Below are 21,793 nucleotides of genomic sequence, written 5' to 3'. Positions count from 1 at the left end.
ATCAATAGATAACTTGTTCAGATATGAAAACGCTCTACCAAAGTGTTACCATTGAGAAATTAAGTAACACTCAAGAGGATCAAATCATGGGTAGCTCTTCAAACTTGTTCGTCAATCTGGCGATGACTGCTGGTGTTGCTGCGATTGCAACCGTAGCTTCTGTTGCTCCCGATGTAATTTTACCTGCTGTAGCCCTTGCACCAGGTTTAGCTCTGGTTTTTGCTTTGTGGCAAGCGGCGGTAGAACGCCCAACAGCTTAAAGCAACCATTCTTAGCTTGTGCGTCATAACACTAAAAAAGGCTCAACCCTTCCGGGTTGAGCCTTTTTATTAGTCGGAGAACACTGTCGTTAAAGCCTACCCATCAGGCCCCAACACAATCAATCTGTTGGTAACCCCATTAAACCAACTCTGCCCACAGGTCATGCTCATCGGCTTCAATAATACGACCACGAACCACCTGACCCGGCTCCAGTCCGGTAACATCCAGCAGATGAACCTCACCATCAATCTCCGGTGCATCACCCTTGGTACGACCAATAGCACCATCAGGGCCTGCGTGGTCGATCAGAATATCCATCTCAAGACCGATCTTCTCCTGCAGCTTCTCTGCACTGATATGAGCCTGAACTTCCATAAAGCGTGCCAGACGCTCCTCTTTGATCTCTTCCGGAATCTGATTTTCCAGCTCATTAGCCGGAGCACCATCCACCGGTGAGTAAGTGAAGCAACCCACACGATCCAGTCGGGCTTCACGCAGGAAGTCCAGCAGATATTCAAAGTGCTCTTCAGTTTCACCCGGGAAACCGACAATAAAGGTACTGCGGATCACGATCTCAGGGCAGATCTCACGCCACTTTTTGATGCGCTCCATCGTTTTCTCAGTCGCTGCAGGGCGCTTCATCATTTTCAGCACTTCAGGGTGAGCATGCTGCAGCGGGATATCCAGATACGGCACGATAGCACCTTCTGCCATCAGAGGAATCACCTCATCAACACTCGGATACGGGTAAACATAATGCAGACGCACCCAAACCCCCAGACTACCCAAGGCTTCACACAGCTCTTTCAGGCGGGTTTTCATCGGACGACCCTGCCAGAAGCCCAGCTTGTACTTCTGATCAACACCGTAGGCGCTGGTATCCTGAGACACAACCAGTAACTCTTTAACACCGGCATCAACCAGACGCTGCGCTTCATCCATCACAGAACCCACCGGACGACTGTCCAGATCACCCCGTAACGCAGGAATGATGCAGAAGGTGCAGCGGTGGTTACAGCCTTCCGAGATCTTCAGATAGGAGTAGTGACGCGGTGTCAGCTTAACGCCCTGAGGCGGCACCAGATCGATAAAAGGATCGTGATCCTTCTTCGGTGGCAGATACTCATGCACAGCACCCACAACCTGCTCATACTGCTGTGGTCCGGAGACACTCAGCACCTGAGGATAGGCATCCAGAATCTGATCACCATCAGCGCCCATGCAGCCGGTAACGATAACCTTACCGTTCTCCTCCAGCGCCTCACCAATGGCAGCCAGAGACTCTGCTTTCGCGGCATCAATAAAGCCACAGGTATTCACCACTACAAGACCTGCGCCTTCGTAGGATGGAGAGATTTCATAACCTTCAGTACGCAGTTGTGTCAGGATACGCTCAGAGTCAACCAGCGCTTTAGGGCAACCCAGACTGACAAAACCAACTTTAGGATTTTCTGTGGACATTAAGAACCTCGAAAACAGATAGAAAAACCCGCGCATTCTACCCCAGCACGGGTTTTGGGTGTAGTGAAAGTAAGCGCTTTACATCCAAACTTTTTCGTTAAAAAATGCCCTTCATAGCAAACCACCAAAACCAGAGGAAGAAGATGCTTTTTAATCTGCTGGATGAAGAAACGTCACAACAGGAAAACGGCGAAGACCAGCCATCACAGGAGTGGGGAGCTTCACTCCAGGATCAGCTACAACAGATGCCTTTGGTTCACCTCCCCGTTCATAAAGTGATACCGGATCCGGATCAGCCCCGTAAGAGCTTCGATGAAGAGTCCCTGCTCGATCTGGCACAAAGCATCGAAGAAAACGGCCTGCTTCAGCCTATTGTTGTTCAACCTGAAGATCACAACGGCTCCCATCGCATCATTATGGGCGAGCGTCGCTGGCGGGCACACGATTTTGCCGGCAAGGATTCTATTCCCGCGATCATTCGTCCTGCCGGTGACAGCACCGTTCTGGCACTGCAGATTATTGAGAACAACCAGCGCGAAGATATCGCTCCTCTGGAAGAAGCCCGCGCGCTCCAGCAGCTGGTCGATATCTCAGGCAACAAAAAAGAGGTCGCTCAGGCACTGGGGCGATCCCCCAGCTGGCTCTCCAAACGCCTTTCTCTGTTAAAAACCCCTGAAAAAGTGCAGCAGTTTGCTGACCAGCAGAATGTCAAAGACATCAACACCCTAAACAGCCTGTCTAAGCTTTATCATGAAGCTCCCGTAGAAGCTGAACAACTAATGACAGATGTTACGGAAACAGGCGCTGAAGGCGGCCTGCGGAGCCGTGTTGAACAGAAGCGACAGCAACTGCAAAATAGCACTGACACCGCCACTGGCTCTGATTCCGCAGAGCAGAGAAGCACAGACAGCACGCCTGTCCCCGAGACCTCAGCTGAAGAGCAAAAACAGGACAAAGCCGCCCCCTCTTCATCAACAGCAGAAACAGCCTCTTCTGTTGACCGCCAGCTTTGGCACCTACAACAACTGAAGCTTGCTCCCCTCAACACTCTTTCTGGTGTTGAGCAGCTCGCGATGACCTTTGCCGAGCTTGAGCAGCGCTTTCGCAGATACCTGCAACAAGCTGATCTAAGTGCTGATTTCAGCGGATTGTGGCATGACTTTATCGAACGCATTGAGCGTTAAACATTAATTAGACAACACTTAACAATACGCGTCATACTTGTACTATCGAAAACCATCCGTTTTCTGACCCTTTATGATTCCCAAACGGGAATCTGAACAGATTTTGAAAATAACGAGGTCACCATGGCGTTAACGACTCAGGATTTTGTAGCTGCAGCTAAAGCAGAGATTCAGGAATGCTCCGTACAGGAAGCCGCAGAAAAGATTAAACAGGGTGCATTAGCACTTGATGTACGTGAGCCGCAGGAGTTTATGCAGGCACACATCCCTTCTGCCGTCGAGGTTCCAAGAGGGGTTCTGGAGTTCCGGGTAGATGCACACCCGCAACTTCAGGATAAAGATCAGGAGATTGTTGTGTATTGTCAGGCCGGAGGCCGTGGCGCACTGGCGACAAAAACTCTGAAAGAAATGGGCTTCACCAACGTGATCAATATGTTGGGAGGCTTTGCTGCCTGGACAGAAGCAGGTCTTGGTCAGGATAAAGATCCCGCCGAGTGGAGCTAACCGCTCAAAAACAGGCTGGGCCGTTCTGATACCGACACCAGCAACAAAAAACCGGATGAACGTCAGCTCATCCGGTTTTTTTATCGCTTAAAGCACGGGCTTAACGCCGGTGATTAATGCTCAATCTCACTCTTACGTGCCCGGGTCAGGAAACGATCAGCGGTCTTGCTGAGGCTCAGGGAAACCATCTCTCCCAATCGATCTACCAAGCCGGTTTTAACCTCGTAACTCACCTCATAAACGTCAGCTTCGTCACAACTTTCCAGAAGGTATTCATCACTGGTTTTTAACTCATCAACCAACCCCAGATCCAGCGCCTGTTTACCGTACCACACATCACCATTGGCCACTTTGGCCAGATCAAGAGCCGGGCGCTGCTCGTGAATAAAGTCTTTAAAAAGAACATGAGTTTCTTCAAGGTCCTGAATAAACTTTTTACGACCTTCGTCGGTATTTTCACCAAATACGGTCATCGTCCGCTTGTATTCACCAGCGGTCAGCACCTCATAATCAATATCGTGTTTCTTCAGTAGCTTGTTAAAGTTAGGAATCTGAGCAACAACACCGATAGACCCAATAATAGAGAAAGGAGCCGCTAAAATTTTATTTGCGGTACAGGCCATCATGTAACCGCCGCTAGCCGCGACTGCGTCAACACATACCGTAAGATCAATTTTCTTATTCGTAATTCGCTGCAACTGAGAAGCGGCAAATCCATAGCTGTGCACCATACCGCCGCCACTTTCCAGCTTAAGAACAACCTCATCAACTTCCGGGCGAGCTATCGTCAGAACAGCACTAATGGTTTCCCGGAGAGAATCAACATCTGAAGCCCGGATATCACCATCAAAATCCAGAACAAAAACCCGCTTACGGGCATCTTCAGGTTCTGGCTCTTCTTTTTTATTTTTAGCTGCTTTCTTACGGGCCTTTTCTGCCTTCTTCTCAGCTTTCAGTTCCTGCTCAAATGCATCCTTGTCAAAAACAGTCTCTTTAACCGCCTTAGTGGTTTCTGACAATTTCTCATTCAGATGTTCAATCTCAAACTCCCCTTCCCCCGACTTGCGCTTACTCTGAGCAGCAGCGACAATCAGCAGAAGGATAGAACCGACAAAAATTACCGCTAAAGTCAGTGTCTTAGCGAAAAACAGACCATACTCTGAAAAAAATTCGTACACGGATCACTCCATCTCTTTTAATACGCGGGGCAAGCATACAGGATGCGTTTCTGGCTGTGTATTCTTTCCTGTCAATATTACTACCAACACACTTGATTCAAACGTATGTTTGAAATATGCTCATCACATAGCCGGTCGAAAAACAGACCTGAACGATAAGAAATAACCATATAAAAAGGTACAAAGCGATGACTGACGTGGGCAAAACTATTGAAAATCTGAAACAGGGTTTTAAACCGGAAGCAGCCAAAGGTATGGATGAAGTTTTCCAGTTTGAAATCAAAGATGCCGGCGAATACTACATTGAGATCAAAGATGGCGAATGCAATGTAGGTACCGGTGAGCACGATGATCCTTCTGTAACCCTGATTATGGACAAAGACACACTGAAAGGTGTTCTGAGTGGCGAAGTGAACGGCATGACCGCTTTTATGACCGGCAAGGTTAAAGCCCAGGGCAACATGATGCTGGCAACCAAGCTGAACAGCCTCTTCTCTATCTGATAGCATTATCATGGCCTGATCAGGCTGTGATAAGTCAAAAAGGCGTTCCGGCAATAATCGGAACGCCTTTTTTATTTCATCCTAATGCCAATATAATTCAGTTGGGCATCAGAGTTAGCATCCCATGTGATACAACCAGAGCCATGAATATTTCACACCACCTTTTATAGTCTGGCTTCAAGTAATTTCTAGGAAATTTACTCTGGTTCTTCGCTAGGCTCAAAGCCCAAGTACTCGATATCTTCGCTAATGCACTTTAAAGAGCAGCAATCGCTTGGCGTGTAAATGTACCTACTAGTCACTTCCATTAATTTTGCATCGCTGGCAAAACCCCAGCTGAACTGTTTTCTACAAAAACGCGAAAATACTAAAGATTTACCAAGCTTAGATAGGTAACTATCTAAGGTGTCTTTCCTAATAAACAAAGAAGAATTTCTATCAATGTTATGGCTAAACGCAGCCAATTCTTGGTTGTCATCGAGCCATCCACTGTCTTGATCCCAGCGAAGGTTCATCTTCTCAATTAAGTCAGGACAAGGCATATTGATAGAGCTTTGTTCAACATTGCTTGAGTAATCGTACTCCCACTCCCCACCTCTCAATAGTTGAATGCTAGAGAATATTCGCTGATCATCTGAAATAGTCGTATCTTGTTCAGCAATACATTGTTTGAAAGCAGGGCTTCTAGGATACTCCGCCAAGTAAACACGGTAGCAGTGGTCATTACTATAATTGTCGAGTTCGAATGCTTCAGTGTTGTTAGGGTCAACAAAATAGCCGCGATAACTAGATATACAAAGAAAGCTTTCAGCGTCGAACGAGACGTCGTCCTCATCTTTCTTAGCGTGAGCCTCTGAATAAAAACTCAAGTTAATCCACGCCGTACTGCTTTCATCAGTCAAAATAAGTACCTTGTTTGCAACGAAATAATCATCAGTCTGCAACCAATAGTTAACATTATTTTCTGGCAGCTCGAGCTCTTGTATTATTAGGCTTCCAAGAGGGTATTTTTTCTTTGGTGATAAATCTCTAATGTCTGATATATCAACCTTCCTAAGTTCTAACGACCAGAATCTATCGGAGCTTAATTGTGGCTCCCAACGAGATTGGGCCGTTGCTAAATTGGCAGCCAACACACCTATCAATCGGTGAAAAGCAACCCAATAACATTTCTTGCCGATGGTTTCCGCATAGCCGGGCTTTGATCTTCCCCTTCCATATTTGTAAAGAGTTGCCAAGTCATGCTTGAGGGATCCATTACTATATCCGGGATAGCCGATATATTCGGCTTCTCTCATAATCCAGCAGGCAATATTCTCATGAGTTATGTTTTGTGATTGTAGGTCAAAGGCTCTAAGTCTTGGTTCAACTATATAGCGCCAAAAGTCAGGACCTAATTGATCACCCCATAGGCGCATGTTTGAGGGCAATTTTTCCAGTGCAAGTAAGGTCTGCACATCGCTTATAACAGGCCATGTTAATGGCAGGGAAGGAGTTACATATTGATTTGATATTCTGTCTTCTTCAACACCTAGATTCACAAGCTCCTGTCTCAATAGTTGGGAATGCTCGCGAATTAAAATATTAGTTGAACCAACATTTAATCTAATATATTTATTTAATGGCTGTACAAATTTTTCAGCTGACTCAGGTGAAAGCAAGCAGGACGTATACATAGCCTGAATCAGGCTTTCAAGTATGTAGTCATCGTCACACCCAGCAAACGTGTTTACTGCATGCAAGCATATCACGGGGTATTTTTTAAAAAGCAAGCCAAGGCATCTTGTTGCTTGATCTCTGACTCGCCTATCCGTAGCGGAACAACACCAAAGTAAAGCCGAGGATGCTAATTTATAACTTTCTTTGGGCCAATTGGTTTCTTCTATTTTCTCCAATGCCTCAATTAGAAAGTAAATTGCACCTTTCTTATTATATGACTCTGATAAGGCAACAGAAAGGTAGGTATCTCTTGATGGAGAGTCTTGTCGCCATTGAAAATCTTTGAACCAACTTTCTGCGTTAAGGTAATGACTTGGAACTATAGATAGCTGGAATAGGCTTTCAAAAACAGCCTGCCATAACCCGCCAGTTCTTAAAGCCCCAAACATATGTTCTTCAATGGTAGGTGTAACACTTTGCTTTGCACGCCAAGTTAGCGACTTCACAAAAAGGCTATGTGCTAAATCCCTGTCTAAACCCAAGCGATTGTCAGTGATTTCGATATCGATCTCTTCAGGGAGAATGCTTGCAAGAGCTTCTAAGACACCTCTCTCAATATCTGTTAAAATCGCCAGCTTTTCTGCAAGGATTGATAGATCACTATTGCCAGTTTCTTGATAGGATTGAACTATTGAAGATGCTCGCAGCATATCCCCAAACCGCTGATAACCAAACCTAATAAGGAAATCTTCGTCGCCAGTTGATGACAAAATCAGCAGTTGCTCTTTAGCTAACTCATCAATAAATCTTTCTGGATTTAGCTCATTTCCTAGAATAGGTTTAATTGTATTTACGGCAATTTCCCAATTTATAGTTTGGGTTTCTGAATGCGCTAGAACATCAGACAACTTACTCATTACCGCTCTAACGATATTTTTAGGACTAACGTAGTCTAATCGCTCTCTCAATGAATCATCGATTTGCTTGAGGTGTTTAGAAAAGATGGTTGAGAAGCCACTAGTCGATACATCAAGAGAGCAAGAGTCCTCCGATTTGTGAGTTTTGAAGACCAAATGTAGAAGTAATGGGTTTCGTAACTCATCTGTAAAAATAGGCGTTATCTCACTTTCAACATTGTAGCGTTTTGAGAACGACGAGAGGACATCGTGAAAATTTCTAGTGAATCCAATATGACTATATGCATAGCCAGGGAATCGTTCATCAACAACTAAATTGGTATATATATCGCGACTAGAAACAACAATCTTGATGCAAGGATATGCCTTTAGTTGTTGGATTATTTCTGGCAGTTTGTTTTTCCACTTTCTTGCCTTTGCTCCTTCATTTAACGCATCGATAGCAATAACAAAACAATGGTTATTGGCTTGAGCACTTGCTTGAAGACAAGATAGTAATTTGTCTCGACCAACATCGGAGCCAAAGCCTAGTTTGCTTCTTACTACATCCCAGGGTTCCGAGTTATCAAAATCCTCCCCAAATAGCACCAGAGTATGAGCGCCTTTGTCGAGTCTTCTCTTCGCAAAACTTACGATAGAATGCGTCTTGCCTGCACCTGCTGGGCCAGTTAGTAGGAAAGATCGAGCGTGGTAGGACTGAATCAGAGGACTGTTGAGAGAATTTTCAATATCTATTATCGAAGCAAGTAATCCCCTTGAGGCATCTAGGTTCTCAGCAGGGAATACACACATATATTCAGCCTGGAATTGTCTAAATGAAGGCGTATCACTACCTTCACCGTGTTCAGAAAAAAACTTTTTTTCTTGCTGTTTTATAGCATTTTCACAGAGTGGCTTAAGTGATTTTATGATATCTAAAGTTGAACAAATAACCGTTTGGTCAATAATATTGTACTTACTAGAAGTTTTATCCAAAAGTACTTCTAGTAGCTGTATCGCTAGTACTCTCTCGCTTTCAGGTGACTGGGAGAATACCTTTTCTGAATATTGAGCTTTTGTTCTGAAACTGATTTTTATTGGTTTCCAAACATTAACAAGCCACTGTTTAAAATCATAAACCTCCCCAAAGGAATCTAAAGCATCATGGGCTTCTGTAATTATATCTAAATCACTGCAATACCTTGGACCAGCGAAGGCTGCTGCTGAGTCAATACAGTTTTGTATCTTCTGAGATGTTAATGTATTCTCGTTAAACCAGTAGGCTACAAAACCACCACTTTCGTCTATTTCTAATATCTGCTGTCTAGATATTTCAGCCGTAACCAGTTTTATATGAAGATTTGGTTTTTGAGTTTTGATGTCATCGCACCATTCTTCAAACTTTTCAACTTCACTTTTTCCTCTTTTTCCTTCTGCGACTCTACCTGTTAGATCAAATGGTATATAAATCCAGTATTCAGATAATGTTGGATGATTTTTTAATGCTGTAGTTAATGATTTCTTGATCTGGTCAAATTCACTATTGCCAAGCTTAAAAAAGTATTTTGCTTGAATTCCTAGAATATCGCCTGAGGGGGTTTTGTAATAAGCTTCTACCCCCCCGTCACCGCCATCGCCGCGCAAACTAAAGAACGAAGAGCCTTGTGGTGATTTACAATGTGCTTTAAAAAGTTGAATCGCGAGCGATTCAAAGCTGTCATTTTTGCTCTTAGGTGTAGATCGAATTTGATTGAAGTCTATAGCTGTCAAAACAGTCACCTTTTACTTACATTATCCATATCTCAGCCAGCTTGTTTCAATCGGGCTATAAGGTTTCTCATTTTGCTTAACTCGTCACCATAACACGGTTTGCCTTCTCTTCTGAAAGCTTGGCTGCTAAGAGCTAAAATCTGTATCTAGGTATGAAAAAGGCTTTCCGATATCAATCGGAAAGCCTTTATGCTTTCTAACCTAGGCGCCAAAATCTTTGCACGCTTAGTTTCGCGTCAGAGTTCGCATGGTGACAAACTCTTCTGCACCGGTTGGGTGAATCCCGACAGTGCTGTCGAACACCTCTTTGGTCGCGCCGGCCTTGATGGCAACGGCAATCCCCTGCAGCACTTCACCGGCATCGGTGCCCACCATATGAGCCCCCACAACCTTGCGGGTACCGGCATCAACTACCAGCTTCATCAAATGGCGCTCATCGGAGCCAGACAGCGTATGCTTCATCGGGCGGAAAGAGGCGCTATAGATCTCAACAGTATCAAAAACCTCGCGAGCCTCCTCCTCCGTCATACCGACGGTCGCAATATTCGGGTGACAGAAAACTGCCGTTGGAATATTGGTGTAATCCATCTGCTTGGCTGGCAACTCTGGCTGGAACTGGTTATTTACAAAAACCATCGCTTCAGCCAACGCCACAGGCGTTAACTGCATACGGTTGATCACATCACCCAGTGCAAACACCGAAGGAGCAGAGGTCTGAAATTCATCATTCACCAGAATCTCGCCACCTTTGCCAAGCTTAACCCCAGCCTTATCAAGCCCTAAACCTTCCGTTTTGGGTACACGCCCCGTCGCACACAGTACCAGATCAACTTCCAGAACCTCTCCGTTGGTTAATGCAACCTGCAGGCCACTACTCTGTTTCTCGATAGAGGCGATATTGGCATTCATATGGAACTGAACACCTTTCTTGCGAATCTCTTCGGAAGCAAACTGGCGTACCTCTTCGTCGAAGCCACGAAGTGGCTGATCACCACGGTAGACCAGATGACTCTCCGCACCCAGGCCATGAAAAATACCAGCAAACTCAACCGCGATATAGCCGCCACCGAGTACCAGGGTTCGTTTTGGGAATTCATCCAGATAAAACACAGCATCAGAGCTTACCGCATGCTCGCTACCCGGAAATTCAGGAATAAAGGGCTCGCTACCGGTCGCCACCAGAATCTTTTCAGCCGAGTAGGTTTTGCCATCGACACTCACTTCATGAGCATTTTCAAAACGAGCATAGCCTTCCACCAGCTCGACCCCGGAGTTCACCAACAGATTGTGGTAAATACCATTCAGCCGCTCAATCTCTTTCGTTTTGTTGTCACGCAGTGTTGGCCAATCAAAGCTTGAACCATCAACAGTCCAGCCGAACCCTTCCGCCTGAGAAAACTCCTCGTGAAAATGAGATCCATAGGAGAATAGTTTCTTAGGTACACAACCAATATTCACACAAGTACCACCCAGAAAACGGCCCTCTGCTACGGCAACTCTTTTACCTAAACCCGCAGCGGTTCTAGCCGCGCGTACACCACCGGAACCTGCACCGATAACAAACAGATCGAAATCAAACTGACTCATATTAAACATCCCTAATCATTCAAACTTTTTGCAAGTGTATCACAGGCTTAGCGCTGCCCCGGAAACAGAAAAACCGATCGCTAGGATCGGTTTTTCTGATTAGACAATGTGAAAGCTCTATATCAGGCTTCCTGTCCCATAACACCAATATTGTGATCCGCCATAATGGATTCAATTTCAGGCAGACTTGCCGGATCGTCGATCGTTGAAGGCACCTGATAACTCTTACCATCAGCAATTGAGCGGAGAATACCGCGCAAAATTTTACCGGAGCGGGTCTTCGGCAAGCGATCAACAACAATCGTTTGCTTATAACAGGCGATGGCACCGATCTCTTTACGAACCAGAGCGGCAAGCTCGGCTTCAAGCGTATCGTCATCACCTTCGTATCCGTCTTTGGTGATCACCAGACCAACCGGCAGCTGACCTTTAAGCTCATCGTTAATACCGATAACCGCACATTCAGCAACACCATTGTGAGAAGCAATAATCTCTTCCATCTCACCAGTAGAGAGACGGTGACCCGCCACGTTGATCACATCATCAGTACGCCCCATGATGAAGATATAACCATCTTCATCAATATAACCACCATCACCAGTCAGATAGTAACCATCAAAAGTGCTCAGATATGAACTCTGGAAGCGCTGCGGATCACCATAAACCGTTGCCAGACAGCCAGGAGGCATAGGCAACTTGATGCAAACACTACCCTGTTCACCGGCAGGCATCTGATTGCCCTTGTTGTCCAGAATCTGAACATCAAAACCAGGTGTCGGGACAGTTGCCGAACCCGCTTTTGCCGGACGAGGCTCAATACCCATCTGGTTAGAAGCGATAGCCCAACCGGTTTCCGTCTGCCACCAGTGATCGACAACCGGCACACCAACAAGCTCCTGCAGCCAGTAGAAGGTCGGCGGATCAAGACGCTCACCCGCCAGGAAAAGGTTTTTCATAGAAGAAATGTCATATTTCTTCAATTCTTCACCGTTCGGGTCTTCTTTCTTAACAGCACGAAAAGCCGTTGGTGCAGTGAAGAATGACTTGATCTTGTACTCTTCAATCAGACGCCAGAAAGCACCGCAATCCGGAGTACGTACCGGTTTCCCTTCATAAACAACCGAGGTGCAACCTGCCAATAAAGGCGCATAAACAATATAAGAGTGACCAACAACCCAGCCTACGTCTGAAGCCGCCATGAAGACTTCACCAGGATTAGTGTCATAAATCGCTTTCATACTGTATTTAAGAGCAACAGCATGGCCGCCATTGTCACGAACGACCCCCTTAGGCTTACCTGTGGTACCCGACGTATAAAGAATATAAAGCGGGTCTGTGGCTTTAACAGACACACACTCAGCAGGCTGAGCACCGGCTACCAAGCTTTGCCAATCATAATCACGACCATCAATCAGATCAGCCTGGGCTTGAGGACGCTGAAGCAGAACGCAAAAATCAGGCTTGTGTTCTGCAAGCTCAATTGCCTTATCCAGCATGTCCTTGTAGGGAATAACTTTCTGAATTTCAATTCCGCAGGATGCTGAAACGATTGCTTTTGGTTGAGCATCATCAATACGCACAGCCAGCTCATGAGGTGCAAAACCACCAAATACAACTGAGTGCACGGCACCTAAACGGGCGCAAGCCAGCATAGCCACAACAGCCTCAGACACCATTGGCATATAAATGATTACACGGTCACCCTTGACGACACCTTTTGCAGCCAGCGCACCAGCAAACGTTGCTACCTGATCCTGCAGCTCTTTATAGGTGATCGTTTTTTTAACATCAGTCACTGGAGAATCATAATAAATAGCAACCTGATCACCACGACCATTTTCAACATGATAATCGACCGCTGCATAACAGGTGTTGAGTTCACCATCGACAAACCAGCGATCGGTTCCAAATTCATCTTTACCCAGAATCTGCTGTGGTTTGGTAAACCACGGAATATCAGCAGCCTTCTCTGCCCAGAACTGCTCAGGTTGTTGGATAGATTTTTCGTATTGTGCCTGATAGGTCATGTGGCAAGACCTCTTTTTAGTTGTTATCAGTGAGTTGCACGAACTTTATAAATGCCGACCAGCGAGGGTTTAGCAATTGTCGACAAAAGCCCATTAAGATCGTCGACAACTTTAATCGATAAAAACCACTTTGAAACTAAGACAAAAGGTGCATCCATCTGCAACGCTGATAAACAAAGCCTTAGGATAAATTAGGGAATACCAACAACACATGAACTGTCGACAACCCTAACAATAAGAGTTATCTAATACTAAAGATGGGAGACTGAAATGTTGACAATTAATTTTATGAGTACTGGTTCGCTTTCATGCAGAGAGAACTCCCTTTATAATCTCGGTCATTACGGAAATGAGACTGATTATTTGTTGAATTCCGTAAATTATACTAATATCAATTATAACTAAATTAGTCTTAGCGAGTTAAAGCAATGGCAACTTTCGAGGAACCAATCCAAGAAAACGTTGATCTAGTGGCAATGCGTGATAATGCCAAGGAAGCTACCGCACTGTTAAAAGCACTGGCCAACGAAAATCGCCTGATGATTTTATGCTACCTGAATGGAAAAGAGTTATCAGTCAGCGAGTTAAATGAATCATTAGACCTGAGTCAGTCTGCACTTTCCCAGCACCTGGCTGTTCTGCGTCGGGATGAGTTAGTCAAGACCCGCCGCGAGTCTCAGACGATTTACTATTCACTTAATGGTGATCGAGCCAGCACTATAATCAGGACGCTGCATCAGATGTACTGCCCTGCTTAAGTACTGGGAAGCAAACAAACCCTATGCCGAATGGCATAGGGTTTTTTTATGACTAAAAAAACAACAATGGCAAACGAAAAGAGTTAACGGGGTATTCTAGGGGATATCTTACAGATCAGAGAATGGAGGCCGAGGTCGGAATCGAACCGGCGTACACGGAGTTGCAGTCCGCTGCATGACCACTCTGCCACTCGGCCATTCTCAAAGAGATAGGAACAGAAACAAAAAAAGCGCTTTTAGCGCTATGTTTTCTGCTATTGGGACGACAAGGATGGCTATCGTCTCATGGTGCCCGGAGCCGGAATCGAACCGGCACGGTGTTGCCACCGAGGGATTTTAAGTCCCTTGCGTCTACCAATTTCGCCATCCGGGCTTATTGGCGCTTATAAAAAGTCATAGTATGACTGACACAAGCGATAGATCTTGAGATGGAGGCCGAGGTCGGAATCGAACCGGCGTACACGGAGTTGCAGTCCGCTGCATGACCACTCTGCCACCCGGCCTTGTCTCAAAAATCAAAATTAAGTGGAGCGGGAAACGAGACTCGAACTCGCGACCCCAACCTTGGCAAGGTTGTGCTCTACCAACTGAGCTATTCCCGCTGAACTTGGGACGTATTATATACGTGCATTTTTGAGCGTCAACCCTTTTTTTCACAACTTTTTGTTTTTATTACAATTATCTGCATGAGAACACTCATACAAAAGTACAAAAAGTCACATGCCCGACTTCAAATCGGGCCAGGCGGCTTTAATATACTGAACCATTGACCAGATTGTCAGTACGACAGCACCATAAAGCAAAATCATACCTAACATAGCGGTGTCTGTGCCCGGCTCCTGACTTAACAGGATAAAAATAGAAAGCATCTGCAAAGACGTCTTTGCCTTACCTATCATAGATACGGCAATGCTGGCCCGTTTGCCTAGTTCGGCCATCCACTCCCGCAAAGCTGAAATTACTATCTCTCTACCAATAATGATCAAAGCCGGAAGCGTCATCCAAATACTTGCATGAGCATCGATTAACAATCCCAACGAAACCGATACCATCAACTTATCAGCAACAGGGTCAAGAAATGCACCAAAAGGTGTTGACTGATTTAATCGACGGGCAAGAAAACCATCCAGCCAGTCAGTCCAGGCAGCAAGGGCAAAAATACCTGCCGCAATATAGAGATTATTCTCAAAGGGCAGGTAAAAAACCGCGACAATCAGAGGAATAAAAGCAATACGTAACGCGGTTAAAATATTCGGTAACTTCATCAGGCCTACTACTGTTCAGGGTGTAAGTGGAAATAAATCTGCTCAGCCAGGGGTGCGCTAATACCCGGAACCTTTGCCAGTTCTGTAATACTGGCATCCAGGGCTTCTTTCTGACCACCAAAATGTCTCAAAATTGCTTGTCGTCGTTTTGGCCCTATCCCTGGAATCGACTCAAAGCGGGATGTCCTTCGTGTATTATCCCGTCTTTGGCGGTGGCTAACAACGGCAAATCTGTGCGCTTCATCCCTGACCTGCTCAATAACGTGCAGAGCTTTAGAGTCTGAATCCAGATCAATAATCTGATCATTTGTTTCAAGATATAGGGTTTCAAAGCCTTGCTTACGGGTCGTCCCTTTTGAAACGGCTAAAAGAACAACATCGGAAACAGCCAGCTCGTTGAAAACTTCGCGTGCTTGTTTAAGTTGTCCTTTACCGCCATCAAGCACCAGGATGTCAGGCTTTTTACCCTCTCCGGCCGCCAGACGTTTATAACGGCGAATCAATGCCTGCCGCATAGCAGCATAGTCATCACCGGCAGTAATGCCTTCGATATTAAACTTGCGATACTCTCCCTTGATTGGCCCTTCTGGCCCTAAAACCACACAGGAAGCCACAGTCGCCTCACCGGAACTGTGACTGATATCAAAACATTCAAGACGCTCTGGCCGCTCATCAAGCCCCAAAGCCTGCTGTAATGCTTTAAAGCGACCATCCATGGTCCCTTTTCGAGCAAGATGACTGATCAGAGACTGCTCAGCATTCGTCACTGCCATTTGCAACCAACGGGCGCGATGGGATCGTACCTGGCTATTGATAGAAACCTTCTTAGAGTAGAGGCTTTTCAACGCCGCGGTCAGCATCTCCGGTTCCTGCAGTGATAGATTGGTAATCACCTCCGCCGGGACTTCACGGGTGTCACTCCCCAAATAAAATTGATTGATAAAGGCTTGCAGGGTCTCTTCATCATTATCAGATAGTTGATTCGTTGGAAAATAATGCCGCGATCCCAGCACTCTCCCGGAACGAACAAAAAGCACGGAGATGGCGAGACCGCCAGGGCGGGAAGCCAAGGCAAATAAGTCAGCATCCCCCTGCTCTCCATAGACGTACTGCTGCTCCTGAATCTTTCGTAGCTGAATGAGTTGGTCACGAAAACGCGCGGCTAACTCAAAATTCAATGTCTCTGCGGCGTGATCCATTTTTTCCTGCAGATCCGCGATTAACTCCATACTTCGCCCTTTCAGAAAGAGTACGGCACGCTTTACATCTTCAGTATATTCATCACGACTGATGAGATCGACACAAGGAGCACTACAACGCTCTATCTGATGCTGCAGGCAAGGGCGACTACGGTGACTAAAAAAATTATCGTCGCACTGCCTGAGGCGAAAAACCTTATGCAGAAGATTGAGCGTCTCCTTAACGGCATTGGTATTGGGATAAGGGCCGAAATATTGACCGGAGCGACGTTTTTTACCCCGACTGTATTCAATTTGCGGGTAGTCTCCAGAGCTCAGGAATATGTAGGGGTAGGACTTATCATCCCGCATTAATATATTAAATGGGGGACGATTACGCTTAATCTGAGTTTGCTCAAGCAACAGCGCCTCTGTTTCACTGCCTGTCACTGTGAATTCAATACGGTTGATCTGCTCAACCAGGGCCTTTGTTTTAAGCGTTAAGCCAGTTGAACGAAAATAACTACTGACTCTGTTTTTTAGATTTTTAGCTTTACCCACATAGAGCAGGGCATCAGAGCTATCGTACATTCGATAGACTCCGGGATGCTTAGGTAGGGTTTTGAGAAAGGGTTTGGCGTCAAATTCAGACATCAGTTCACAGGGATTCCGTATCTATCATTTTATGACGGATCGCTAAATGTGTAAGCTCAACATCACTGCTTACCTGCAACTTATCAAAGATACGATAACGATAGGTATTCACTGTCTTAGGGCTCAGAAAAAGCTTGTCAGAGATATCACTGACTTTTTGGCAGTTAACAACCATCAGAGCGATCTGAAGCTCCCTGTCCGACAAACCATCAAAAGGGTTCTCGTTCCCCGGACTCATTCGACTCAAGGCTACTTTTTGGGCAATTTCAGAACTGAGATATCGCTGACCGTGATGCACCTGACGGATCGCGTTAACCATCTCAGCCGGGTCAGTACCTTTAGACAGATAACCCGAAGCACCAACTTCAAGGGCGCGGGTCGCAAACGTCTCTTCAATAAGCGCTGACAATGCAATTACTTTACAGTCCGGCAGCATGCGTACGATTTTTCGGGTTGCTTCCAAGCCCCCAATCCCCTGCATCTTAATATCCATCAGGACAACGTCAGGCTCTAATTCCCTGGCCATAGCAACAGCTTCCTCACCGCTACCTGCCTCACCGGCAATCTCGATCCATTCTTCATCCGCAAGCATCTTGGAAACTGCCGCACGTACAATATGATGATCATCAACAATCAGCAGTTTTACCATACTAACCTCAGCCAGAATATTTTTGAAAACAGTGAGTTATCGAGAGGCTCTTATAATAGCGGCAAACATTAGCTGAACAAGATCTCTGATATAGTTGAGCCAAAAATAATTAATTATCAGTGTGAATGTCTATAGACCTAATGGACGAGTACACGCATTAATGCCCAATGCGATACTGACGTAATTTATTAGCGACCGTCGTATGAGACACTCCGAGTCTCTTTGCCAGTAAACGGCTACTGGGGAAATCTGGGTATAACGTTGCGAGAATCTGTTGCTCTACTCGGGCTGTAATATCCCCCCAGCTACCGTTAAGGTCCAGTTGCTGACCATCCAGGTTATGCAGACTGGGCAACTTGATATGCTCAACGTCTATTATCTCACCCTCGCAGATGGAGACAGCCTGATAAAGAACATTTTCAAGCTGGCGGACATTTCCAGGCCAGTGGTACTGACAAAGTGCGACTTCTGCAGACTCAGATAATTCACGCTGACGAGTACCAATTTGGGTACAGGCTCGATCGATAAAGTGATTAGCAAGATCCGGAATTCCCTCTTTGCAGTTACGCAACGGTGGGATTTCAAGGGTCAGAACATTCAGTCGATGGAACAAATCCACCCGAAAAATATTCTGCTCACACAGTTCAGCCAGATCCTTTTGAGATGAACAAACAACGCGCACATCTACTTGTATCTCTTCTTCACTCCCCACTCGCCGGAAACAACCGTCCTGTAGAAATCGCAGAAGTTTAACCTGAAGATGAGGGCTCATTTCACCCACTTCATCAAGAAAAATACTGCCACCGGATGCCAGATCAAGCAGGCCGAGCTTTCCTTCTTTACGCGCCCCTTCAAAAGCATTTGGTCCATAGCCGAAAAGTTCAGTTTCAGCCAGATTGTCCGGTAAGCTGGCACAGTTGAGCACCATGAAAGGAGATCGTCCTCTGGGACTGCTCATATGACAAGCTCTGGCAAGCATTTCCTTGCCTGTCCCGGTTTCCCCCTGAATCAACAACGGCGCATCGAGGGGAGCCATACGCTTAGCTTCCCGAATCATAGCCTGCATCTTAGCAGCTTGGATTTGAAGCGCTTCGAAGCCAAAATCCTCATGCTTTTGTAGCGAATAAATCTGTGCTCCTAGTGATTCTACCGGATGCAGGGTAATAACTGCACCAGCAGGCTCCTTACCAGAAAGCTTTTCTTCCATATAGATAGGATTGATATCTGCTAAATAAGCATCACCACGTATCTCAACCCGAACACCATTGAGACGGGATTCTAATTTTGGCAACAAAGCATCCAGATCAAGATTTTTTACCCGCTTACTAAGGGAAAGGCCTGATACTTCATCGACTCTCAGGCTAAGAACTCGCCCGGATGCAGCATTTGCCGCTACAACACGACCGTCAATATCAACAGACAGAACAGGAAGGTCTAAGGATTGCAGAAGAATGTCCAGCTCATAGTGACGTCGCTCACTGGGAATCAGACTGATCCGACGTATTTTCTGAACACCGGAAATCTTTTCTAACCGGGTCCGTACGCTTTGCAGCTGCATATTGAGCATGCCCGGCATATACAGATAAATGGCATTACCCTTATCGCCACCAGCCTCTGCACGAACCACATTAATTCGGAAATCAACAAAAACCTCGAGAATATCCCGCATGATTCCAACACGATTCTGACAGACTATTTCTAAGCGCATGGTTCAACCCTTTACTGGCGACTGCTTCTGTAAACCATTCTATACAGAGTGACAATAAAACACACGTTTAATTGTCTAAAAACTTAAAAGCCTAAGACTTATAAACAAGTCACACCAGTTCCTTTCAAACCACAATAACCATTGGGATTCGCATCAAGATATTGCTGATGATATGGCTCGGCAAAATAAAATGATTCATTCAACTCGATCTCAGTTGTAATCGTGCCCAACCCTGCAAGATCAAGCTTTTTCTGAAAGCGCTGCTGAGACTGCAAAGCGATCTGTCTGTCAGAATCAGATTGGCAGTAGATTACGGATCGGTATTGGGTTCCTTTATCGTTTCCTTGTCGCATTCCCTGTGTCGGGTCATGGTTTTCCCAGAAAAGCTTTAATAACTGCTCAAGACTAATCTTAGTCGGTTCATAGGCCACCACGACCACTTCTGCATGGCCGGTTAGACCACTACAAACCTCTTCATAAGTCGGGAAAGGGGTGTAACCGCCCGCATAGCCTACCGCAGTCTGTAAAACACCTGGCTGCTGCCAGAAGAGACGTTCAGCTCCCCAGAAACAGCCTAATCCAAGAATAATTTTGTGAGGATAATGCATGATCTCTGCTAGCTCCCCACCCAATATCCGATGAGGCACCGAAACCGCGAACAGGTATTCAGAACGTCCCTTCAGCGCTTTCTCAGGAGAAATCAGCTGTTCTTTAATGGAAACAATTTCTGTATGGGATTTATCACTACTCAACATAAAAGCATCTCCGGTATGATAGAAAACACTCCATAACCTATTGATTAATATAACCCATCACGAGGGAATCTCCATGAGTACTATCTCGGACGCCATCACAGCAGAGCAGCCCTGCCCCTGTCAGTCCGGCCAAACTTTTGGCAAGTGTTGCCAGAACTATATAACCGGGGACACTCTACCGAAAACCCCGGAGCAATTAATGAGATCCCGTTACTCTGCCTATGTTCTGGCCGATCTGGATTACATCGAACAAACGACTCAGCAAGAGGTTCGCCCTCAGTACGATTTCGTCGGGTTAAAAGCCTGGGCCGAAAACTCTGAGTGGCTAGGCCTGAAAGTTCACGAAACAGAAACCAATGGCGACACAGGCCGAGTTCGTTTTACAGCTCGATACCGTGAAAAAAATGGCATCATCAATCACTCAGAAGACTCCAAGTTTATCCGGGAAGAGGGTCGCTGGTTCTTTGTGCATGGCAAGGATTACACCCCTCCGGCAGAAAAGAGTGCCGGGCGTAACGACCCTTGCCCGTGCGGCAGTGGCAAGAAGTTCAAAAAGTGTTGTATGTCCTGAACATTCATCCAGACAGATAAAAAAAGCCGGCAATTCTGCCGGCTCCTTAAGTTTAAAGACAATAGACAAACGACTAACGGGCTTTAAAGAGACGATGACACCCTTTACAGCTTTTCGCAGCCTGGTTGACATACATTCGGGCATCTTCCTGATTAGCGTATTTGAGACTGTCAGCTGTTTTCTTTGTCAGCTCGACAAACTCATTCATTTGCTTTTCAAAGCGTGGCCAATGCTCCCATATACGGTCGAGCGCCTTGGTATCCCCCTGATCCGAACGCGTTCGGAACATCGCGACTAAAGGTTGGCTTAACTCGACTAACTTGTCAGCCTCTTCACGTGCAGCCATAGCATCAAACCGTTTCTGGATGACAAGAAATCTAAGTTGTTTGAAACTTGCCTTAATATCTTCAAACTGATCCTGACGTGCCTTAATAGCCTCATCAGGGTTACTGTAATCAGCTGCTGGTGCATTGATAGAAAGAACCAAACCAGCCAGTAAAGCGACCCAAGCTTTCATAAAAAACCGTTACCTCTGTCTTTGTTTATCTCAGGACCAACACGTTAACTGACACGCATCAGTTTCAGCCCCCATAAAATTGATGGATTGATGTTGCCCAGTTGCTCAACCTTAACATCACTTTTAATGCTGTAGCGTTTATCACCAGTATCACGCATCACCGGATGCATAAAGCGCGTTCCAAATCGGTCGCGAATCGAAGAAACCATCGGTTTGCTGCTTTCCGGAGACTTGCGCTTGATCACAACACCCATCTCACCATTTACCAGCTCCACAGTCGCCCCTGGAGGGTAGACCCCCAACTCTGACAAAAAGACATTGGTAAGGGATTCGTCAAAAAAGCTCCCACGCTGCAAAAATAGCTGCTTAAGACTTCGCTGCGGAGTTAGTGCAGGACGATACTGCCTGCCCGAGATCATTGCAGAATAGATATCCGCCAAACCGACAATTTTAGCCTCCAGGCAAATCTGCTCACCGCGAAGGCCTTTAGGGTAACCACTGCCATCAATTTTTTCATGATGCTGAAGAACGATATCCAACCAAAGCTGATTGGTGATACCTGCAGCCTTGAGCAGATCATAACCTTCCTGAGGGTGCTTAAGGACCCGGGATTTTTGCTCATCCGTCAGGGGACCTTTATGCTTCTGCAAACTATCCTGATAAGAGTTCATAGCCACGTTAGCGGTAATCGCAGCGCCTATCATGGCA

At 45.9% G+C, this 21,793-nt stretch carries 18 protein-coding genes and 4 tRNA genes; 6 read left to right on the top strand and 16 right to left on the bottom strand.

What is annotated here, in order from left to right:
- Nucleotides 1-23 precede the first annotated feature (23 nt).
- On the top strand, nt 24-260 hold the full coding sequence (locus AC4GL5_RS13640; protein ID WP_490383342.1) for a hypothetical protein: 237 nt from the start codon (nt 24-26) through the stop codon (nt 258-260).
- 139 nt (nt 261-399) lie between these two features.
- Here the strand turns inward: AC4GL5_RS13640 and rimO are convergent, their stop codons facing one another.
- Complete coding sequence (gene rimO / locus AC4GL5_RS13635; RefSeq protein WP_490383341.1) at nt 400-1,722, bottom strand: 30S ribosomal protein S12 methylthiotransferase RimO; 1,323 nt, start codon at nt 1,720-1,722, stop codon at nt 400-402.
- A gap of 143 nt (nt 1,723-1,865) precedes the next feature.
- On the opposite strand from rimO, the gene AC4GL5_RS13630 reads away from it, so the two are divergent.
- Together AC4GL5_RS13630 and AC4GL5_RS13625 are read left to right on the top strand one after the other, a co-directional pair.
- Nucleotides 1,866-2,906, top strand: a complete 1,041-nt coding sequence (locus AC4GL5_RS13630; protein ID WP_490383340.1) for a ParB/RepB/Spo0J family partition protein — start codon at nt 1,866-1,868, stop codon at nt 2,904-2,906.
- Between the two features lie 123 nt (nt 2,907-3,029).
- Nucleotides 3,030-3,410, top strand: coding sequence for a rhodanese-like domain-containing protein (locus AC4GL5_RS13625; RefSeq protein WP_490383339.1), 381 nt, complete (start codon nt 3,030-3,032; stop codon nt 3,408-3,410).
- A 113-nt stretch (nt 3,411-3,523) separates the two neighbouring features.
- Here the strand turns inward: AC4GL5_RS13625 and sohB are convergent, their stop codons facing one another.
- Complete coding sequence (sohB, locus tag AC4GL5_RS13620; protein WP_490383338.1) at nt 3,524-4,588, bottom strand: protease SohB; 1,065 nt, start codon at nt 4,586-4,588, stop codon at nt 3,524-3,526.
- 188 nt (nt 4,589-4,776) lie between these two features.
- Here sohB and AC4GL5_RS13615 point away from each other — a divergent pair, with 188 nt between their 5' ends.
- Complete coding sequence (locus tag AC4GL5_RS13615) at nt 4,777-5,091, top strand: SCP2 sterol-binding domain-containing protein (RefSeq protein ID WP_490383337.1); 315 nt, start codon at nt 4,777-4,779, stop codon at nt 5,089-5,091.
- A 197-nt stretch (nt 5,092-5,288) separates the two neighbouring features.
- Here AC4GL5_RS13615 and AC4GL5_RS13610 read toward each other — a convergent pair whose 3' ends face one another.
- The 3 genes from AC4GL5_RS13610 to AC4GL5_RS13600 all read right to left on the bottom strand — a co-directional run bounded on the left by AC4GL5_RS13610 (nt 5,289) and on the right by AC4GL5_RS13600 (nt 13,057).
- Complete coding sequence (locus tag AC4GL5_RS13610; RefSeq protein ID WP_490383336.1) at nt 5,289-9,416, bottom strand: NACHT domain-containing protein; 4,128 nt, start codon at nt 9,414-9,416, stop codon at nt 5,289-5,291.
- A 225-nt stretch (nt 9,417-9,641) separates the two neighbouring features.
- On the bottom strand, nt 9,642-11,003 hold the full coding sequence (gene gorA / locus AC4GL5_RS13605) for a glutathione-disulfide reductase (protein ID WP_490383335.1): 1,362 nt from the start codon (nt 11,001-11,003) through the stop codon (nt 9,642-9,644).
- 122 nt (nt 11,004-11,125) lie between these two features.
- Nucleotides 11,126-13,057, bottom strand: a complete 1,932-nt coding sequence (locus tag AC4GL5_RS13600) for a propionyl-CoA synthetase (protein ID WP_490383352.1) — start codon at nt 13,055-13,057, stop codon at nt 11,126-11,128.
- Between the two features lie 401 nt (nt 13,058-13,458).
- Here AC4GL5_RS13600 and AC4GL5_RS13595 point away from each other — a divergent pair, with 401 nt between their 5' ends.
- Complete coding sequence (locus AC4GL5_RS13595; RefSeq protein WP_490383334.1) at nt 13,459-13,788, top strand: ArsR/SmtB family transcription factor; 330 nt, start codon at nt 13,459-13,461, stop codon at nt 13,786-13,788.
- Between the two features lie 123 nt (nt 13,789-13,911).
- On the opposite strand, the gene AC4GL5_RS13590 is transcribed toward AC4GL5_RS13595, so the two are convergent.
- The 9 genes from AC4GL5_RS13590 to msrA form a co-directional block, all read right to left on the bottom strand.
- A tRNA-Cys gene (locus AC4GL5_RS13590) sits at nt 13,912-13,985 on the bottom strand.
- An 89-nt stretch (nt 13,986-14,074) separates the two neighbouring features.
- Nucleotides 14,075-14,161: transfer RNA gene (locus AC4GL5_RS13585), tRNA-Leu, on the bottom strand.
- A gap of 56 nt (nt 14,162-14,217) precedes the next feature.
- A tRNA-Cys gene (locus AC4GL5_RS13580) sits at nt 14,218-14,291 on the bottom strand.
- Nucleotides 14,292-14,314: 23 nt separating this feature from the next.
- Nucleotides 14,315-14,390 (bottom strand) — tRNA-Gly (locus AC4GL5_RS13575).
- A 114-nt stretch (nt 14,391-14,504) separates the two neighbouring features.
- The gene (gene pgsA / locus AC4GL5_RS13570) at nt 14,505-15,053 is read right to left on the bottom strand and encodes a CDP-diacylglycerol--glycerol-3-phosphate 3-phosphatidyltransferase (protein WP_490383333.1); all 549 of its coding nucleotides are present in this window, start codon (nt 15,051-15,053) and stop codon (nt 14,505-14,507) included.
- Between the two features lie 8 nt (nt 15,054-15,061).
- Nucleotides 15,062-16,885, bottom strand: a complete 1,824-nt coding sequence (gene uvrC / locus AC4GL5_RS13565; RefSeq protein ID WP_490383332.1) for an excinuclease ABC subunit UvrC — start codon at nt 16,883-16,885, stop codon at nt 15,062-15,064.
- A 4-nt stretch (nt 16,886-16,889) separates the two neighbouring features.
- On the bottom strand, nt 16,890-17,534 hold the full coding sequence (gene uvrY, locus AC4GL5_RS13560; protein WP_086479402.1) for a UvrY/SirA/GacA family response regulator transcription factor: 645 nt from the start codon (nt 17,532-17,534) through the stop codon (nt 16,890-16,892).
- Nucleotides 17,535-17,691: 157 nt separating this feature from the next.
- Nucleotides 17,692-19,242, bottom strand: coding sequence for a sigma-54-dependent transcriptional regulator (locus tag AC4GL5_RS13555; RefSeq protein ID WP_490383331.1), 1,551 nt, complete (start codon nt 19,240-19,242; stop codon nt 17,692-17,694).
- Nucleotides 19,243-19,340: 98 nt separating this feature from the next.
- A complete protein-coding gene (gene msrA, locus AC4GL5_RS13550) occupies nt 19,341-19,997 on the bottom strand; it encodes a peptide-methionine (S)-S-oxide reductase MsrA (RefSeq protein ID WP_490383330.1) in 657 nt (218 codons plus the stop codon).
- A 73-nt stretch (nt 19,998-20,070) separates the two neighbouring features.
- Here msrA and AC4GL5_RS13545 point away from each other — a divergent pair, with 73 nt between their 5' ends.
- A complete protein-coding gene (locus AC4GL5_RS13545) occupies nt 20,071-20,568 on the top strand; it encodes a YchJ family protein (RefSeq protein ID WP_490383329.1) in 498 nt (165 codons plus the stop codon).
- Between the two features lie 73 nt (nt 20,569-20,641).
- Here AC4GL5_RS13545 and AC4GL5_RS13540 read toward each other — a convergent pair whose 3' ends face one another.
- Together AC4GL5_RS13540 and AC4GL5_RS13535 are read right to left on the bottom strand one after the other, a co-directional pair.
- The gene (locus AC4GL5_RS13540) at nt 20,642-21,085 is read right to left on the bottom strand and encodes a c-type cytochrome (RefSeq protein ID WP_490383328.1); all 444 of its coding nucleotides are present in this window, start codon (nt 21,083-21,085) and stop codon (nt 20,642-20,644) included.
- Between the two features lie 44 nt (nt 21,086-21,129).
- Nucleotides 21,130-21,793 (bottom strand): HD-GYP domain-containing protein (locus AC4GL5_RS13535; RefSeq protein WP_490383327.1); only part of this gene is annotated, 664 nt, incomplete at its 5' end.

The organism is Oceanospirillum sp. (assembly GCF_982874595.1).
The sequence above is the reverse complement of the archived record's forward strand: the minus strand, read 5'-3'. Positions and strand labels throughout refer to the sequence as shown.

Coding starts and splice junctions, on each gene's coding strand:
- AC4GL5_RS13640 (WP_490383342.1), top strand. CDS start 24: ATGAAAACGCTCTACCAAAGTGTTACCATTGAGAAATTAAGTAACACT.
- rimO (WP_490383341.1), bottom strand. CDS start 1,722: ATGTCCACAGAAAATCCTAAAGTTGGTTTTGTCAGTCTGGGTTGCCCT.
- AC4GL5_RS13630 (WP_490383340.1), top strand. CDS start 1,866: ATGCTTTTTAATCTGCTGGATGAAGAAACGTCACAACAGGAAAACGGC.
- AC4GL5_RS13625 (WP_490383339.1), top strand. CDS start 3,030: ATGGCGTTAACGACTCAGGATTTTGTAGCTGCAGCTAAAGCAGAGATT.
- AC4GL5_RS13615 (WP_490383337.1), top strand. CDS start 4,777: ATGACTGACGTGGGCAAAACTATTGAAAATCTGAAACAGGGTTTTAAA.
- gorA (WP_490383335.1), bottom strand. CDS start 11,003: ATGAGTCAGTTTGATTTCGATCTGTTTGTTATCGGTGCAGGTTCCGGT.
- AC4GL5_RS13595 (WP_490383334.1), top strand. CDS start 13,459: ATGGCAACTTTCGAGGAACCAATCCAAGAAAACGTTGATCTAGTGGCA.
- pgsA (WP_490383333.1), bottom strand. CDS start 15,053: ATGAAGTTACCGAATATTTTAACCGCGTTACGTATTGCTTTTATTCCT.
- uvrC (WP_490383332.1), bottom strand. CDS start 16,885: ATGTCTGAATTTGACGCCAAACCCTTTCTCAAAACCCTACCTAAGCAT.
- uvrY (WP_086479402.1), bottom strand. CDS start 17,534: ATGGTAAAACTGCTGATTGTTGATGATCATCATATTGTACGTGCGGCA.
- AC4GL5_RS13555 (WP_490383331.1), bottom strand. CDS start 19,242: ATGCGCTTAGAAATAGTCTGTCAGAATCGTGTTGGAATCATGCGGGAT.
- msrA (WP_490383330.1), bottom strand. CDS start 19,997: ATGTTGAGTAGTGATAAATCCCATACAGAAATTGTTTCCATTAAAGAA.
- AC4GL5_RS13545 (WP_490383329.1), top strand. CDS start 20,071: ATGAGTACTATCTCGGACGCCATCACAGCAGAGCAGCCCTGCCCCTGT.
- AC4GL5_RS13540 (WP_490383328.1), bottom strand. CDS start 21,085: ATGAAAGCTTGGGTCGCTTTACTGGCTGGTTTGGTTCTTTCTATCAAT.